The organism is Enterococcus sp. AMC2644 (genome assembly GCF_058216475.1).
In genome coordinates this window covers 2144060-2159675 of the sequence record NZ_CM177095.1, presented here as the reverse complement: position 1 = coordinate 2159675, position 15616 = coordinate 2144060, and the positions used below count along the sequence as shown (strand labels likewise).

The 15616-nt window shown below is 36.7% G+C and carries 19 protein-coding genes and 1 other annotated feature; of the genes, 7 read left to right on the top strand and 12 right to left on the bottom strand.

The genetic code is table 11. The annotated features are described in order from the left end of the window. Positions 1-4: 4 nt before the first annotated feature. Entirely contained in the window at positions 5-637 is a 633-nt protein-coding gene (locus AC4BC5_RS10430; RefSeq protein ID WP_490495331.1) for an NAD(P)-dependent oxidoreductase, read from the bottom strand. Between the two features lie 136 nt (positions 638-773). Between AC4BC5_RS10430 and AC4BC5_RS10425 the strand changes: the two genes are divergently transcribed. Beyond that, complete coding sequence (locus AC4BC5_RS10425) at positions 774-1100, top strand: winged helix-turn-helix transcriptional regulator (protein ID WP_490495330.1); 327 nt, start codon at positions 774-776, stop codon at positions 1098-1100. Positions 1101-1105: 5 nt separating this feature from the next. Here the strand turns inward: AC4BC5_RS10425 and AC4BC5_RS10420 are convergent, their stop codons facing one another. Next, complete coding sequence (locus AC4BC5_RS10420) at positions 1106-1732, bottom strand: response regulator transcription factor (protein WP_490495329.1); 627 nt, start codon at positions 1730-1732, stop codon at positions 1106-1108. Further along, positions 1729-2811, bottom strand: coding sequence for a sensor histidine kinase (locus tag AC4BC5_RS10415; protein ID WP_490495328.1), 1083 nt, complete (start codon positions 2809-2811; stop codon positions 1729-1731). The genes AC4BC5_RS10420 and AC4BC5_RS10415 overlap by 4 nt, the downstream gene beginning before the upstream one ends. Positions 2812-2927: 116 nt before the next feature. Between AC4BC5_RS10415 and AC4BC5_RS10410 the strand changes: the two genes are divergently transcribed. The 3 genes from AC4BC5_RS10410 to AC4BC5_RS10400 are packed head-to-tail and all read left to right on the top strand — an operon-like array spanning position 2928 to position 6168. Then, the gene (locus AC4BC5_RS10410; protein ID WP_490495327.1) at positions 2928-3860 is read left to right on the top strand and encodes an ABC transporter ATP-binding protein; all 933 of its coding nucleotides are present in this window, start codon (positions 2928-2930) and stop codon (positions 3858-3860) included. A gap of 12 nt (positions 3861-3872) precedes the next feature. Continuing rightward, complete coding sequence (locus AC4BC5_RS10405) at positions 3873-5000, top strand: ABC transporter permease (protein WP_490495326.1); 1128 nt, start codon at positions 3873-3875, stop codon at positions 4998-5000. Further along, on the top strand, positions 4987-6168 hold the full coding sequence (locus AC4BC5_RS10400; protein WP_490495325.1) for an ABC transporter permease: 1182 nt from the start codon (positions 4987-4989) through the stop codon (positions 6166-6168). Before AC4BC5_RS10405 ends, AC4BC5_RS10400 begins: the two co-directional genes overlap by 14 nt. Before the next feature lie 143 nt (positions 6169-6311). On the opposite strand, the gene ilvD is transcribed toward AC4BC5_RS10400, so the two are convergent. Next, complete coding sequence (gene ilvD, locus AC4BC5_RS10395) at positions 6312-8012, bottom strand: dihydroxy-acid dehydratase (RefSeq protein ID WP_490495324.1); 1701 nt, start codon at positions 8010-8012, stop codon at positions 6312-6314. A 174-nt stretch (positions 8013-8186) separates the two neighbouring features. On the opposite strand from ilvD, the gene AC4BC5_RS10390 reads away from it, so the two are divergent. Continuing rightward, positions 8187-8528, top strand: a complete 342-nt coding sequence (locus AC4BC5_RS10390; RefSeq protein WP_490495323.1) for a metal-sulfur cluster assembly factor — start codon at positions 8187-8189, stop codon at positions 8526-8528. 31 nt (positions 8529-8559) lie between these two features. Here AC4BC5_RS10390 and AC4BC5_RS10385 read toward each other — a convergent pair whose 3' ends face one another. From AC4BC5_RS10385 to rplK, 5 genes are all read right to left on the bottom strand, one after another. Then, positions 8560-8982 (bottom strand): DUF1810 domain-containing protein, encoded by a 423-nt coding sequence (locus tag AC4BC5_RS10385; RefSeq protein ID WP_490495322.1) that lies wholly within the window; start codon positions 8980-8982, stop codon positions 8560-8562. Between the two features lie 83 nt (positions 8983-9065). Further along, the gene (gene rplL / locus AC4BC5_RS10380) at positions 9066-9431 is read right to left on the bottom strand and encodes a 50S ribosomal protein L7/L12 (protein WP_016175754.1); all 366 of its coding nucleotides are present in this window, start codon (positions 9429-9431) and stop codon (positions 9066-9068) included. Positions 9432-9492: 61 nt separating this feature from the next. Further along, positions 9493-9996 (bottom strand): 50S ribosomal protein L10, encoded by a 504-nt coding sequence (gene rplJ / locus AC4BC5_RS10375; RefSeq protein ID WP_016175755.1) that lies wholly within the window; start codon positions 9994-9996, stop codon positions 9493-9495. A 45-nt stretch (positions 9997-10041) separates the two neighbouring features. After that, positions 10042-10166 (bottom strand) — a sequence feature (ribosomal protein L10 leader region). A gap of 64 nt (positions 10167-10230) precedes the next feature. After that, positions 10231-10920, bottom strand: coding sequence for a 50S ribosomal protein L1 (gene rplA, locus AC4BC5_RS10370; protein ID WP_490495321.1), 690 nt, complete (start codon positions 10918-10920; stop codon positions 10231-10233). A 110-nt stretch (positions 10921-11030) separates the two neighbouring features. Continuing rightward, entirely contained in the window at positions 11031-11453 is a 423-nt protein-coding gene (rplK, locus tag AC4BC5_RS10365) for a 50S ribosomal protein L11 (RefSeq protein WP_016175757.1), read from the bottom strand. 222 nt (positions 11454-11675) lie between these two features. Between rplK and AC4BC5_RS10360 the strand changes: the two genes are divergently transcribed. Then, on the top strand, positions 11676-12527 hold the full coding sequence (locus tag AC4BC5_RS10360) for an alpha/beta hydrolase (protein ID WP_490495320.1): 852 nt from the start codon (positions 11676-11678) through the stop codon (positions 12525-12527). 22 nt (positions 12528-12549) lie between these two features. Continuing rightward, positions 12550-13440, top strand: coding sequence for a ribokinase (locus AC4BC5_RS10355; protein WP_490495319.1), 891 nt, complete (start codon positions 12550-12552; stop codon positions 13438-13440). Positions 13441-13740: 300 nt separating this feature from the next. Here AC4BC5_RS10355 and sdaAA read toward each other — a convergent pair whose 3' ends face one another. Genes sdaAA through AC4BC5_RS10340 form a run of 3 tightly spaced genes read right to left on the bottom strand, consistent with a single transcriptional unit; the run spans position 13741 to position 15566 of the window. Continuing rightward, positions 13741-14613 (bottom strand): L-serine ammonia-lyase, iron-sulfur-dependent, subunit alpha, encoded by an 873-nt coding sequence (sdaAA, locus tag AC4BC5_RS10350; protein ID WP_490495318.1) that lies wholly within the window; start codon positions 14611-14613, stop codon positions 13741-13743. A gap of 12 nt (positions 14614-14625) precedes the next feature. Continuing rightward, positions 14626-15291 (bottom strand): L-serine ammonia-lyase, iron-sulfur-dependent subunit beta, encoded by a 666-nt coding sequence (sdaAB, locus tag AC4BC5_RS10345; RefSeq protein ID WP_490495317.1) that lies wholly within the window; start codon positions 15289-15291, stop codon positions 14626-14628. Between the two features lie 44 nt (positions 15292-15335). Beyond that, positions 15336-15566, bottom strand: coding sequence for a hypothetical protein (locus tag AC4BC5_RS10340; RefSeq protein WP_490495316.1), 231 nt, complete (start codon positions 15564-15566; stop codon positions 15336-15338). Between the last annotated feature and the right edge of the window lie 50 nt (positions 15567-15616).

Sequence of the window (15616 nt, the reverse complement as noted above, 5' to 3'; positions counted from 1 at the left end):
TCTGCTAGTTTTTTTGATAGGCTAAAATACGCTCTTGGTTATGTGAACCTTTTTCTATTTCATCGACTACAGCAATTGCATAATCAGCATAACTGATATAACTTTCTCCTGCTGCATTAGCTGTAAATTCCTCACCTGCTAAGGCATATTCACCAGTACGTTTGCCATCCGCTTGAAAATCAGCTGCTGGACTAATATAAACCCACTGTACATCGTTTCTTTTTCTCAATTCATCCAAAGCAATCGACATTTGTGAAGCTAATGGGAAGAACAGTTCTGGAAAATCTGGGGTATCTTTTAATTGAATAGTATGATCAGCATCCATATAAAGACTTCCTGCACCACCAACCACAATTAAGCGAGTTTTTGTATGACTTAATACGTCTACTAAGTGAAGCAATGAAGTCGTATGTTCATTTAATTTTTCTGGGTCCCAAATACCAAATGCATCGACAGCTACATCAAAATCTTGTAAATCTTCGGTAGTTAAGTCGTATAGGTCTTTTTTCAATTCATGTTGAGCAATTGTTTGATTAGCATGACGAACAACAGCTGTTACATCAAACCCTCGATTCACTGCTTCAGTAACTATCTGACTTCCTGTTTTTCCATTTGCTGCAATAACGGCAATTTTCATCTTCTATTCCTCCAATAAAATTGTATTTTTTATTTCCTAACGTTATAATAACTCTATTAGTTACTAAAAGAAAGTAAGAACCTTTAAGTAACCTAGTTACTTTTTGGAAACTATTTTGAAAGGACGCTTAAAAATCATGGAAAAAACTTTACCTGCCTGTCCAGTGGAGACCACACTACTACTCATAAGTAATCGTTGGAAGGTTTTAATTTTACGAGATCTAATGGATGGAAAAAAACGGTTTGGTGAATTAAAAAAATCGGTTGAAGGTATCTCTCAAAAAGTATTGACATCCAATTTACGTTCAATGGAAGAACAAGGCTTAGTTTCCAGACAAGTATTTGCTGAAGTGCCTCCTCGTGTTGAATATGAATTAACACAAACCGGTTATAGCTTGCAGTCAGTTCTAGATAGCTTATCGGATTGGGGCAGCAACTATCAAAAACAGTACCAACAAAACTAACTGACCTATTTTTTATACTCTCGATAATAAAAAATAGCTAACTGGGTACGGTCACGAACATTAATTTTATCAAGTAACTGGCTGATGTAATTTCTGACCGTCCCCTCACTTAAATAAAGAGTCTGTGCAATTTCTTTATTGTTTTTGCCATTTGCAATTTGTATTAAAATCTCTTCTTCTCTTGCAGTTAGTTCAACAGAAGATCTTTTTTCGGAAGCTTCTTTCAAAATTGCTGATAGTTTGCCTACAACTTCCATACCAAAAACAGATTGCCCACTCATGACTGCTTTAATAGCCGGTACAATCGTTGCTAAATTTTGCTTAATTAAATAACCTTTTACGCCCAACTGGACAGCCTCACTAATGTATTCTTCATCAGAAAAAGTCGTCAACAACAAAATCTTTGCTTGTGGATCTGCTTTTAAAATTAGTCTAGCTGCATCAATCCCTGTTCCATCACTCATACGGATATCCATCAACAAAACATCCGGCTGTACCTCTTGATATAAAGACACTGCTTCTTCAGCAGAATGTCCCATTTTAGGCACCTCAATCTCTTGAGTAATCTCAAGAATAGTTTTGAGCGATTCTGTCACTAAACGATCATCATCAACCACCATTACACGAATCATACGGCGACCTCCTTGGGTAATATAATTGTTACCATAAATCCATCTTTAGTTGCATTGGTATGCAGCTGTCCGCCAATTTCTGTCACTCGTTGGTGCATACTCACTAACCCTAGACCTTTTGATATTTTATTCGAAATTAGTTGGCCATTATCTTTAATTCGAAAGCGATAAAATGCTGGTAAGTCCGTTTCTTCAATAATAATCTGTGTTGCATTACTGTGTTTCATCACGTTAGCCAATGCTTCTTTAGATACCATCAAAAGAACCTCACCTTGTTGCTTCGTCAACTTTTCTGATAAATCCCCTTGAACAGTAATCGAACAAAAATGAAATTCTTCTACTAAATGCTGTAAACTCTCTTGAAAGCATAGTGAAGACTCATGCAAATCATGAACACTTTCACGGATTTTATCCATCCCTGTATGAATCGTCTCTTTTAAAGAGTATAGTGGTTTTTTCAAGTGATCTTCTTGAATGAGCACTTCTAATGCCCCCATTTGGATAATTGCACTTGATAATAAATGCCCTACATTATCATGAATGTCACGCGCAATACGATTACGTTCTTCTGCAATTTCCAGTTGAATCATCGCTTGTTGCGTTGCTTGCAGTTCTTCATTTTTTTGACGTAGCAATTCTTCTTGTTCCCAACTATCGTCTTGTAAAAACAAATACTTTTGCATTAATTGCTCTTTATCCAGACAAATTTTATTAAAGAAAGAAACAAAAACAAGCATAGTAACCACAAAAATTTGGATAATTCCATTCACATCTACCCATAAGATGAAACCACTACACAGAAATAGCCAAGGTATTCCCACTAACTGAGAGCGATTGACCATACACCAGGCTCCTGGTAGAAAATAACTAAATTCTGGCCATCTAAAGCTCAAAATATAAAACAGAACAAGTGTTAACGCATGACCTAATCCATTTTGCAATAATAAGGTAGGAACTAATAAAATCACACTAACCAATATAAACAAGACATCTATTGGTTGAAAATGTACATAACTTAAAAATAAAAAACTAATAATTTGTAAAAAGAGATAACTCCCCCATACATTTCGATTATTCATAATTTCCTCCTAAGATATGACATTTGTCATACTCATTTTAGCATGTAGACACTGTTCCTTCTATTTTATTTCCATTATAGTTAAAGTAAGAAAAAATAGAAAAGGAGCTTTTGCTGATGATTATTGAAATTCAAAATTTAGTCAAACGCTACGGCGATTTCGTTGCACTCAATCACTTTAACTTGTCAGTAAAACAAGGTACCATTCTAGGTTTACTGGGACCTAATGGCAGTGGAAAAACAACAGCGATTCATTGCATGCTAAGCCTCTTAACCTACGATCGCGGCACTGTTAAATTATTTGATGAAGACATGCATCCTACAAAATACGAGATTAAACGACGAATTGGAATTGTTCCTCAAGAAATTGCCGTGTTTGCTGAATTGTCAGTTGTCGAAAATATTGATTATTACTGTGGATTATACGTTACAGACAAAAAGCTGAGAAAACAATATGTCGAAGAAGTTATTCAATTAGTTGGCTTAGAAAAGTTCAGAAAATTTCATCCACATCAGTTGAGTGGTGGGCTAAAAAGACGCTTAAATATCGCTTGTGGGATCTCTCATAAACCAGAATTAATTTTCTTAGACGAACCTACAGTGGCGGTTGATCCACAAAGTCGCAACAAAATCCTAAGTAGTATTAAGGAATTAAACCAACAAGGCGCTACAATTGTTTATACGACTCACTATATGGAAGAAGTTGAAATTCTTTGTGATCGCGTGGTAATTATTGATCAAGGACAAGTAATCGCAGAAGGAACTAAGGAAGAGCTAAAAAATATGATTCGCACTGGAGAAAAGTTACTAGTAGAAGTTCCTTCCTTATCGCACCAGCAAAAAGCTGAACTTGCAGAGATTCCTGGTGTACTAGATGTCGATTATGATCAAATTAACTTAACTCTAAATGTCGCAAATACTAAAGATACGCTTTTACCAATCTTAACTTATTTAGAAGACGAACAAGTTCCTTATGCAAATTTACACACGCAAGAAGCCACTTTAAATGATGTTTTCTTAGAAATTACTGGAAAAGAATTACGAGATTAAGGAGGTGCTTCAATGTTTTGGCATTTGTTTTATTATCGTTTAAAAGTTTTAATTAAAAATTTACCACTCATTTTTTGGACGATGGTCTTTCCTATTTTATTAGGACTACTTTTTGCTGCTGCTTTTAGTAACCTAGATCAGATGAATTTATTCAATCAGTCTACCATCGGGATTGTCAGTGAGGAAGATACCTCTGAATTCGAAACAATGCTTGGCTCTTTACAAAGTGAAGAAGGCGAGTTGTTCAACGTTACTCACCTTTCAAAAAAAGAAGCGACTGCTCAATTAACCAATGATAAAATTGTTGGCTATTATGAATTCGATAAAGACAACATCCAACTATTTATCAATCAAAATCAAATAGAACAAACCGTATTATCCGAATTTTTAAATCAATACTTACAAATTCAAGACAAAGTCGCTGTCTTGTTACATGCAGGTGTTAATCCAGAGGAGATTTATTCCCAGTTACTAACGCATGAAAATTTTATTGCTGAGTCTAAAGAACGTTCATTTAGTCAAAGCAACTTCTATTTCTTTGCCTTACTGGGTATGACTATCTTAAATGGATTTATCTGGGGACTTGGCAATACAAACGATCAACAAGCGAATCAATCAGCGAATGGAATTCGAATTTGTCTCTCTCCCCGCAATAAGTTTATCGTTTCTTTAGCTAATTTACTTGCTAGCTTTCTCTTATTTTATTTGCAATCGCTTATAGTCTTAGGTGTCTTCCATTTTATTTATCGGGTTGATTTTGGAGACAACTGGCGTTTGATTTTCTTATTAATCGCTATTGGTTCATTAAATGCATTAAGTTTTGGAACCTTAATGGGTAATTTTTCTTCTAAAATTTCGTTTGATCAGAAAATTACGATTGGAACAACACTGACGATGGCAATGAGCTTTCTCGCCGGAATGATGGGAACAGAATCTATCAAATATTGGATTAGCCAAAATCTTCCACTGCTAGGTAAAATTAATTTAGTGAACTTGATTAGCGAAGGATTTTATCAATTGTATTATTATCAGTCTTTACAACCTTTTTATCATAACCTTCTATGGTTAACAGGATTTACTGTAGTCTTCTTTCTGAGCAATGTTTATTTTGAAAGGAGAGTTTCTTATGATCATCTATAAAACAATTATTAAATTGTTAAAAACAAATAAAGGCGCTTTAATATTAGGTATCGGTATTACTATGTTTATCACCCTTGCGCAAACTGGACAAATACGAGAGGAACAATCAACCTTACGGACCGCCAAAATTGTGATTTTGTCAGAAGATCATTCCTCACTGACGCAAGCTTTAACTAATTATTTAAAAGAAGAGCAACGTGTGGTCACCCTTGAAGATACCTCTCAAAAAGCATTAGACGATGCCTTGTATTTTGGACAAACTGATTATATTTTAACAATTCCTAAATCTTTTACAGATTCATTAACTAATGGTAAAAAACCAAAATTATCAGTACAAACAAAACCTGGAACGTATACGAAGACGTTGGTCAATACAACCATTAATCAGTTTTTAAATACCTATCTCCTTTATCAGAAAGCACAACCTACACTTTCTGAACAAGCAGTCTTAGAACAGACAACAAAGACCTTAAGTCAAAAATCAACTGTGACACTAGATCACATGTATACTCAAAAAGTAAATCAAAGTGTTGGTGCACGCTTTATTAATCTACTAGCGTATGGTTTATTTTCAACTATTTTCTCTGCTTATGGCCTGGTTAATCTGACCTTTAATCGTTCAGAAATTAAGATGAGAAATAGTTGCTCACCAGTTTCTAGAAGAAGTTTCTCTCGAAAAATTTCTTTAGCCACCATCAGCTATTCCTTACTCGCAACAATTGGGTTTAGTAGTTTTATTATGTATGTTTCTAAACTAACATCGCTACAGATTATTAGTTTATTCAGTCTCAGTATTTTCGCTTTCTTTTTAGCAATGATTACTTTTTCAACACTGATAACAAGTATAGTGAAAAGCAGTGAAACAATCAGTGGCGTGAACAATGTCTTTATTTTAGGTAGTTGCTTTATTAGCGGAGTCTTCGTTCCCTCTGAATTTTTACCAGATATTGTCAATAAAATTGCAGTGTTTACCCCAACTTATTGGTTCGTACAAAGTAACATGTTAATTGGTGAAACTCTAAATTATAATCAGTCTTTTTTTGAAAAATTTGGATTGAATTTACTGGTATTACTCGCTTTTTCAGCAGTTTTTGTTATTCTAAACTTGATGAATATGCGCGAAAAAAGTTTAACTTCACTTATTCCACAGAAACGGACAACTCGATAGTTAACAAAACAATGTATAAACTCAACCAATAAAATATCCGACCTATTAAGATACCCTACCTGCACTTTATTATGCTAATTGGTAATTATCTTCGCCTATAGGTCGGATATTTTTATTTTATCGTTTCGGATCTTTCTTTCTCGCTATTCGCCTTTTTTCCAGAAATCAGTAATTGCACCTTTTGCCGAACTAGACACGATATGTGCATATTTACCAAGTGCACCACGAGAGTGTAGCGGTGGAATCACCACTTTTTCACGACGTTTTGCTAATTCTTCGTCTGACACTTTCATTGTAAGTTCTTTCGTATCTTGGTCTACAACAACGGTATCACCCGTTTGCAGAAGTGAAATTGGTCCGCCATCTTGAGCTTCAGGCGCAATGTGTCCTACAACCAAACCATACGTTCCGCCTGAGAAGCGACCATCTGTTAATAAGGCAACTGTTTCTCCTTGACCTTTACCAACAATCATACTAGATAAAGACAACATCTCGGGCATCCCTGGACCACCTTTTGGTCCTACATAACGTACTACAACAACGTCCCCATCAACAATTTCATCAGTTAATACTGCCTGAATCGCTTCTTCCTCCGTATTAAATACTTTAGCAGGACCTTCATGACGGCGAACTTTTACGCCAGATACTTTTGCAACTGCCCCATCAGGAGCTAAGTTACCATGAAGAACAATTAATGGACCATCTTTACGTTTTGGATTTTCTAATGGCATGATTACTTTTTGGCCTTCTTTTAATGAAGGGACTTCGGCTAAGTTTTCAGCAATTGTTTTTCCCGTTACAGTTAAGCAATCTCCGTGTAAAAACCCGTTTTCATATAAATATTTCATAACAGCTGGTACACCACCAACTTCATACAAGTCTTGGAATACATATTGGCCACTAGGTTTTAAGTCGGCTAAATGTGGGACTTTTTCTTGGAAATCGTTAAAATCATCTAAAGTTAATTCAACGTTTGCTGCATGCGCCATCGCCATTAAGTGTAAGATAGCATTTGTCGAGCCACCTAATGCCATCACGACAGTAATCGCATTTTCAAATGATTTACGAGTCATAATATCTTTGGGATAGATCCCTTTTTCTAACAGTTTTAAAACAGCCTCACCTGCAGCTTCAACATCTCGAAGTTTTTCTTCAGTTGTTGCAGGGTGAGAAGATGAACCTGGTAAACTCATTCCCATTGCTTCAATTGCTGATGCCATCGTGTTTGCTGTATACATTCCACCACATCCACCAGGGCCAGGACAAGCATTGCATTCAATACGACGAACTTCTTCTGCGGTCATATCGTTATGATTCCATTTACCAATTGCTTCAAATACAGAAACTAGGTCAATATCTTTGCCATCTAAATTTCCTGGTGCAATCGTACCACCATAAACGAAAATTGACGGAATTTCCGTATTCGCAATAGCAATCATACAACCAGGCATATTTTTATCGCATCCACCGATTGCAACAAAAGCATCACAATTATGACCACTAACAGCCGTTTCAACTGAATCAGCAATAATATCACGTGAAGGTAGTGAGTAACGCATACCTGGCGTTCCCATAGCAATCCCATCAGCAACTGTAATCGTCCCAAATTGGACTGGCCAACCACCAGCAGTAATAACTCCTTTACGTGCTAATCTTCCTAAATCATGAAGATGTATATTACAAGGAGTGTTTTCTGCCCATGTACTAATCACGCCTACTATTGGTTTTTTAAATTCCTCATCATTCATTCCCGTTGCTCGCAACATCGCACGATTCGGTGATTTGACCATACTGTCATATACATTACTTCTAATTCTAATATCTTTTTTTTGTTCACTAGACACGTTAAAACGCTCCTCTCGAGATACTCTCTAATAGTTTTATTATATTCTAACATAAATATTAAATTCTACTATAAATAAAGTAAAAAAACAATGAATATTTTACTTGCCAAAATAGGATTTTCATGAAAAAATAAGCATTGTACTAAATTTTCAAAAGCGAAAGGAAAAATTGTTATGCGAGAAGATATTAAAATAAATGACCGCGCTGCAATTATTGGCGACAAAATCATTGAACAACTTCAAACTGTCCATGACCATGAGATTGGATTAGATATTTATAATTTAGGTTTCATCTATGAAATTAATTTAGAAGAAAACGGACATTGCGAAGTCGTTGTGACGTTCACAGGCATTGGCTGCGATTGTATTGAAGCAGTCCCTGAAGAAATCAAATGGGCTTTAATGCAGCTTGATGAGATTCATGATGTTACTGTCCGAATCGTTTGGTCGCCTGCCTGGAAAATGACTCGTATCAGTCGTTTCGGTCGAATTGCATTAGGGATTAATCCTAAATAAAAAAGATTGAGAATTTTTCTCAATCTTTTTTTTATCGTATTCCTAACAATTGCAATGTTTGTTCATCATATTCGCCATAAAAAAATTTATCTAATACTTCTTGGAAAAGAGGATCATCATCAACTAATGCAAAAAGTGTTATCGAAGAATGAAGTTTGCGCTCATCAAGTGTTCCAAAAATTTCTCTAGCAGTTGTCATTTGTGGTAACAAGGCTTTAGTGATTTCTTTTAAATTGTTTCCGAGGATGGGATGTCTCAAAAATGCGCTCGCTTGTGGTAAAGAAGTAAGTCCATAAAACTCAGCCATCGTACTTTTTCCAAGACCTTTTAATTGCGGAAAGATATACCACATCCAATGACTTTGTTTTTTTCCATTTTTAATTTCTAATAAAGCAGTATGATAGTCTTCTTGATGTTTCGCAACAAATCGATTCAACTCATACGTATCTGACATGTTCTCGCCTCCTTTTTATTAGACAAAAAAACCTAGAAAACTTGAATATTCAAGCATCCTAGGTTTAAAATCATTGATAATGATTATTTTACAGTTACAGAAGCGCCAACTTCTTCTAAAGCAGCTTTTAATGCTTCAGCTTCGTCTTTAGATACGCCTTCTTTAACAGCTGATGGAGCACCATCAACTACAGCTTTAGCTTCTTTTAAGCCTAAGCCAGTTGCTTCACGAACTGCTTTGATAACTTTAACTTTTTGATCGCCAGCTGCAGTTAATTCAACAGTAAATTCTGTTTGTTCTTCTTCAGCAGCGCCACCAGCAGCAGCTACAGCTACAGGAGCAGCAGCAGATACGCCAAATTCTTCTTCGATAGCTTTAACTAAGTCGTTTAATTCTAAGATTGTCGCGCCTTTTAGCTCTTCGACAATGTTTTCAATGTTCAATGCCATTTTTGTTTTCCTCCATTATAGGTAAGTTTTATGTTTTAATTAATTGTGTATCATGCGGCAATTAAGCTGCATCTCCGTCTTCTTTTTCTGCCACTGCATTGATAGCGTAAGCCACGTTGCGGACTGGCGCTTGTAGTACAGATAAAAGCATAGATAAAAGACCTTCGCGGTTTGGCAATTTTGCCAATGCAGTAATTTCTTCCAATGAAGATACTTTACCTTCGATGATACCGCCTTTGATTTCCAATGCTTTTGCGTCTTTCGCAAACTCATCGATGATTTTCGCAGGTGCGACTACATCGTCGTTACTGAAAGCGACTGCTGTTGGGCCAGTGAATACTTCATTCATGCCTTCTAGACCAGCTGCTTCAGCGGCACGTGAAAGGATAGAGTTTTTGATAACTTTCATTTCCACGTTAGCTTCACGCAATTGTTTACGTAAACGAGTTACTTCATCAACAGTTAATCCACGGTAGTCTACAACGACTACAGAAGCTGCTGCTTTGAATTTTTCACTCACTTCTTCAACAATCGCTGCTTTTTTAGCGATAGCTGCTTCACTCATTATTTAAATTCACCTCCTGGTTTTGATGGAAGAGCTTTTATTCTCAAGAGACAATAAAAAACTCTATGCCACCGTAGACATAGAGGGACAATTGAAGTTTCTCAATAAAGTCCTCGGTAGGAATTATGACCTAAGTCACCTACTGTCTTCGGTACAGTTAATTATTAACCTCAAACACCTTACCATAGGAAAGGTGTTTGAGTCAACTATTTTTTATTTATTTTCTAATTTTTTTTAGAAAGAAGCTGAATCTACATGTACACCAGGACCAAATGTAGTTGTCACTGTAATGTTTTTCATGTAAGTTCCTTTAGCTGCTGATGGTTTAGCTTTCACTACTACATCATGGATAGTTTTAAAGTTTTCAACAAGTTTTTCATTGTCGAATGATACTTTACCGATTGGAACATGAATGTTTCCGTTACGGTCTACACGGTAAGTTACTTTACCAGCTTTTACTTCGTTAATTGCTTTTGTAACGTCCATTGTAACAGTACCAGTTTTAGGGTTAGGCATTAAACCTTTAGGGCCTAATACGCGTCCTAATTTACCAACTTCAGCCATCATATCAGGTGTTGCTACTACAACGTCAAAGTCGAACCAGCCACCTTGGATTTTTTGTGCTAAGTCAGCTTCGCCTACGTAATCAGCTCCAGCAGCTTCTGCTTCTTTAGCTTTTTCACCTTTAGCGAATACTAAAACTTTTTGAGTTTTACCAGTTCCATTTGGTAGAACCACCGCGCCACGGATTTGTTGATCCGCTTTTTTAGGGTCTACATTTAGACGGTAAGCAACTTCAACAGTTGCGTCGAATTTTGCAATATTTGTGTCTTTTGCTAATGCTATTGCTTCTTCAACTGAGTAAGCTTTTGTTGCATCAACTTTTTTTAATGCTTCTTGCATTTTTTTGCTTTTTTTAGCCATTTTGTGTTTCCTCCTTGATGTGGTTATAACGGTAGAACCTCCCACGTGTTCTATATCTTTCAATACAGAGCCAACTGAGAAGCTACTTCCTTAGGTTTCAATGCGAAAAATTATTCTACAGTGATTCCCATGCTTCGTGCAGTTCCTTCAACCATGCGCATAGCTGCTTCAACGCTAGCTGCGTTTAGGTCTTCCATTTTCAACTCAGCGATTTCTTTTACTTGATCGCTAGTAACTTTAGCAACTTTATTTTTGTTTGGTTCACCTGAACCTTTGTCAATTTTTGCAGCTTTTTTCAATAATACTGCTGCTGGTGGTGTTTTTGTAACGAATGTGAATGAACGGTCTTCGTATACAGAAATAACAACCGGAATAATTAAACCTGCTTGATCAGCTGTACGAGCGTTGAATTCTTTAGTGAATCCCATAATGTTAACACCCGCTTGACCTAATGCAGGACCTACTGGTGGTGCTGGTGTTGCTTTACCTGCAGGAATTTGCAATTTAACTAGTTTTTCTACTTTTTTTGCCACGAGACATACCTCCTTGAGTCCGTGATGTGGTTAATTGGAGATCCAAATTTCTCCTCCCACTTGTTTCAGCGCACACAAAACAACGTGTTCCGATGCACACTTGAACATTATAGCAAAACGCCAAAAAATAGCAAGGATTTTGATGTACTTTTTTCATTTTTTTCATAATGACTTTCTTTTTAAATTTTGGAAGCATATACTAAATGTAAAAAGAGGCGTTGTATGAAACGATTATTATTAGTAGTAAGTTTATTTTTATTGACCGCTTGTAGTCAAAAAGCGCCTACTGCTACGCTAGCATCTACTGAAGAAACGCAGACGACTACTAGCGAATGGCACACAGAAAAAACAGCAACCCCGACCTTATTTATTCACGGGTACGCAGGTGGTCTTTCGTCATTTGGACATTTAATCCAACGTATGGAAGAAAAGCAAATCGCAAAAAAAGAGATGACTTTAACAATTACAAGCGAAGGTACGATTGTAACTGAAGGAGAATTGTCTGGGGAAGCATTAAATCCCATGATTCAAGTACTTTTTCAAGATAATGAAAACAATGAATGGAATCAAGCAGAATGGATTCGAGCAGCATTAGCCTATTTAAAAGAAACCTACGCTATTGAAAGTGTCAATTTAGTTGGTCATTCGATGGGAGGCGTTAGCAGTCTTCGTTATTTAGGAACTTATGGCGCTGATACTACATTACCTCAAATAGAAAAGTTTTCTGCCATCGGGGCACCATTTAATGATTTTATTGATACTAGCAGGAATCAAACAGTTGATGAGTTGCTGACTAACGGACCTACAGAATTTTCGTCACGTTATCAAGATTATCAAGCAATGATGGCAACGATGCCTCAATTTTCAGCACAACTCATTGCGGGTCAACTAAGTGAGACTGATTTTAGTGATGGTACCGTTCCTTTAACAAGCGCATTAGCAGTCTATTCTTTATTAAAAGAAACGCAACGCTCTGTTGATTATGCTGTTATTTCAACTAACGCACAACATAGTCAATTACATGAAAATCTTGAAGTTGACCAACTATTACAACAATTTCTATGGAACAATTAATATTTAGTTTAGGAGGAGAAAGATGTCTGTCATTGTTTTAGGTAGTTTAAATATGGATATTGTTATGAAAACTAACCAGTTACCGATTATCGGAGAAACGTTATTAGGGGAAGACGTAGCTTATTTTGTTGGTGGAAAAGGTGCCAACCAGGCAGTTGCTGCAGCACGCACCAATAGTACAACAACTTTGATTGGTCAAGTTGGAACAGATGCATTCGGTGAAAAAATTTTAGCAACGCTAGAACAAGAGAAATTACAGCTACAAATTACTCAAAAAGCAACGGCCACAGGGATTGCAGCAATTTTTAAATTACCGAACGATAATGCCATCATCGTTTTACCCGGTGCAAATGCTGAATTTACAATTGATGCTAGCCTCGCAGAACATTGGCAAGAGGCAGCAATTTTTCTAACACAATTAGAAATTCCTTTAACAACCGTTCTAAAAGGCCTAAAGCTAGCCAAAGAAAAGGAACTGACAACAATTGTTAACCCTGCACCATTTCACCCAGATATTATTGATATGCTCCCTTTAATTGACATTATTACACCTAATGAAACAGAATTTGCACAATTAACTGGACAAGAATTATCTTCTGATGAAGAGTTAGAAGCAGCAATGTTAGCTTGGAGTGCCGAACATACCACGCGTTTGATTGTTACACGTGGCAGCCGAGGAACTTCCTTTATAGAGAAACACAACCTTGTAACGATTCCTGCATTATCCGTTCCAGTAATCGATACAACTGGTGCAGGTGACACATTTAATGGTTTATTAGCTGCTGAATTAGCAACTGGAACGACCTTCTCTCAAGCTGTTCACTTTGCTACAATTGGTGCTTCTTTATCAGTACAAAAGTTGGGTGCCCAAAGCGGTATGCCTTCTCGTGAAGCAATTCTTCGTTATATGTAATAGAAAAAAAGAGCCTGTGATATAAGGAAAAAAAGACGAAAATATCTGAACAAAATAGCATGGAGTTACGCCAAATCAAGGAGTAATCTTCTATTGTTCAGATATTTCACTGTCAATCAACCTATATCACAGGCTCTTTTCGTGTTTGTTTACGCACAAGTTATTATCACTTCTGGTTTTTTTTGAAGAAATAATAGTTATTTATCTTTACTTTCGATACTTTATCTTACCATAGTCTAACTATAAAAAAAATATTTTTCAGAACGTTATCAGATTGTTTTCATGAAACAATCATTTGTTTTACGATTGTTTTGCTAAAATTTCTTTTGTTAAACGCTTGGCAGTTGGGGTTACAGCTAAACCACCTTCTGCTGTTTCACGGAAAATAGCGGGCATTTGACGACCAACTTGATACATCGCCTCAACAACTTCATCTGGCGGAATCACACTTTCAATTCCTGCTAACGCCATATCTGCTGAAATGAAGGCTTGTGAAGAGCCTAGCGCATTTCGTTTCACACAGGGTACTTCTACTAAACCTGCAACTGGATCACAAATAAGTCCCATCATATTTTTCAAAGTAATAGCAACGGCTTGCGCTGATTGATGAGCAGATCCGCCTTTTGCAGCAACTAAAGCTGCTGATGCCATAGCACTAGCTGAGCCGACCTCAGCTTGACAACCACCTTCTGCGCCAGATATTGAGGCATTATTTGCCATTACCAGTCCAAATGCGCCTGCTGTAAACAAGAAAGCTAATTGCTGTTCGCGCGACATGGCAAGTTTTTCACGGCATGCCATCAACACCCCTGGTACCACCCCTGCACTACCGGCCGTTGGTGTAGCACAAATTAATCCCATTTTAGCATTCACTTCATTTACAGCAATCGCATTACGAACTGCCATTAAGATTGTTTCCCCACTTAAAAAATCGCCTGCTTCAATATACGCATTCATTTTAGGTGAGTCACCTCCAGTTAATCCTGTAACAGAAGTAACCCCTTCTACGCCTTCTTCAACAGAACGTTCCATCACTTGTAAATTCCGTTCCATTAATTCTATAATCTGTTCACGTGTGCGACCAGACATTTCAATTTCTGTCGCAATCATTAATTCAGCAACAGAAGAATACTCATGGCTTTGTTGCACTAATTCTTCAATTGAAAAAAACATATTTTTGCTCCTTTATCCAAAATATGAGGCACTGTAAATAGAATCCAATGCACGAATCTGTTCTAAAATTGCTTCATTACGTTCATCTACCTCAATAATCATAATCGCTTTTTCACCTTTCGATTCACGCGTGACTGTCATTGTTCCAATGTTCACTTCAGCATCTGATAGTAATTGGCTAACTTTAGCAATCATTCCTGGAACATCTTGATGCACAATGATAAACGTTGGTACACCTAAAGAAAGGGATAACTTAAAACCATTTAATTCGGAAATTTGAATATTCCCACCACCAATTGATTTTCCAGTAACTGTTAATTTACGATTACCTTTCGTAATTTTCATTTGTACCATGTTTGGATGTTCTGCCTTTTCTTGCTTAGGTACAAACAAGACTTCCATGCCATTTTCATGTGCAATCTTTAATGAATCCGCTAATTGTGGATCGTCAGGTTCCATCCCCAACAATCCACCTACTAAAGCAATATCTGTCCCATGACCACGATACGTTTTAGCAAAAGATTCATATAAATAAATATCTACGGTATCTGGTTGCTCACCAAAAATTTTACGGACAACCTTTCCAATTCGTGCTGCCCCTGCTGTGTGTGAGCTACTTGGCCCCACCATGATAGGTCCAATGATATCAAAGACACTGCGATATTTTAATTGTTCCATGTTTCCACCTCATCTATTTCATTGAAATTAAGTTACAAATTTTATTAACGAGGGACAACCTCTGCTGGTATAGCAGATTGGTACCCTTTGTTTCCTAGTGTTTGTTTGTGCTCGTTTTTTGCTTGCTCAACTAACATTCTATAATCCATGCCATTTTTACGAACGGTTATTTCTCCATGCAATCCTAGTAAAAGTTTGACAGTATCTTCTTTTTTTACTAGCCAAGATTGTCCTCTGACTAACTTTAATGAAAAAGGAAATATTGCCGCTGACATTTTTCATCCCCCTCTTAATTATCTTTCCTTAAGCAAGAAAAAAAGAGCAA

Bases quoted from the DNA above. Each gene is read 5' to 3' on its own strand.
- sdaAA (WP_490495318.1), bottom strand. From the start codon at position 14,613: ATGTTTTTTTCAATTGAAGAATTAGTGCAACAAAGCCATGAGTATTCT.
- AC4BC5_RS10390 (WP_490495323.1), top strand. From the start codon at position 8,187: ATGCGAGAAGATATTAAAATAAATGACCGCGCTGCAATTATTGGCGAC.
- sdaAB (WP_490495317.1), bottom strand. From the start codon at position 15,291: ATGGAACAATTAAAATATCGCAGTGTCTTTGATATCATTGGACCTATC.
- AC4BC5_RS10400 (WP_490495325.1), top strand. From the start codon at position 4,987: ATGATCATCTATAAAACAATTATTAAATTGTTAAAAACAAATAAAGGC.
- AC4BC5_RS10360 (WP_490495320.1), top strand. From the start codon at position 11,676: ATGAAACGATTATTATTAGTAGTAAGTTTATTTTTATTGACCGCTTGT.
- rplJ (WP_016175755.1), bottom strand. From the start codon at position 9,996: ATGAGTGAAGCAGCTATCGCTAAAAAAGCAGCGATTGTTGAAGAAGTG.
- AC4BC5_RS10355 (WP_490495319.1), top strand. From the start codon at position 12,550: ATGTCTGTCATTGTTTTAGGTAGTTTAAATATGGATATTGTTATGAAA.
- AC4BC5_RS10385 (WP_490495322.1), bottom strand. From the start codon at position 8,982: ATGTCAGATACGTATGAGTTGAATCGATTTGTTGCGAAACATCAAGAA.
- AC4BC5_RS10425 (WP_490495330.1), top strand. From the start codon at position 774: ATGGAAAAAACTTTACCTGCCTGTCCAGTGGAGACCACACTACTACTC.
- rplL (WP_016175754.1), bottom strand. From the start codon at position 9,431: ATGGCATTGAACATTGAAAACATTGTCGAAGAGCTAAAAGGCGCGACA.
- AC4BC5_RS10405 (WP_490495326.1), top strand. From the start codon at position 3,873: ATGTTTTGGCATTTGTTTTATTATCGTTTAAAAGTTTTAATTAAAAAT.
- AC4BC5_RS10410 (WP_490495327.1), top strand. From the start codon at position 2,928: ATGATTATTGAAATTCAAAATTTAGTCAAACGCTACGGCGATTTCGTT.
- AC4BC5_RS10420 (WP_490495329.1), bottom strand. From the start codon at position 1,732: ATGATTCGTGTAATGGTGGTTGATGATGATCGTTTAGTGACAGAATCG.
- AC4BC5_RS10415 (WP_490495328.1), bottom strand. From the start codon at position 2,811: ATGAATAATCGAAATGTATGGGGGAGTTATCTCTTTTTACAAATTATT.
- rplA (WP_490495321.1), bottom strand. From the start codon at position 10,920: ATGGCTAAAAAAAGCAAAAAAATGCAAGAAGCATTAAAAAAAGTTGAT.
- AC4BC5_RS10340 (WP_490495316.1), bottom strand. From the start codon at position 15,566: ATGTCAGCGGCAATATTTCCTTTTTCATTAAAGTTAGTCAGAGGACAA.
- AC4BC5_RS10430 (WP_490495331.1), bottom strand. From the start codon at position 637: ATGAAAATTGCCGTTATTGCAGCAAATGGAAAAACAGGAAGTCAGATA.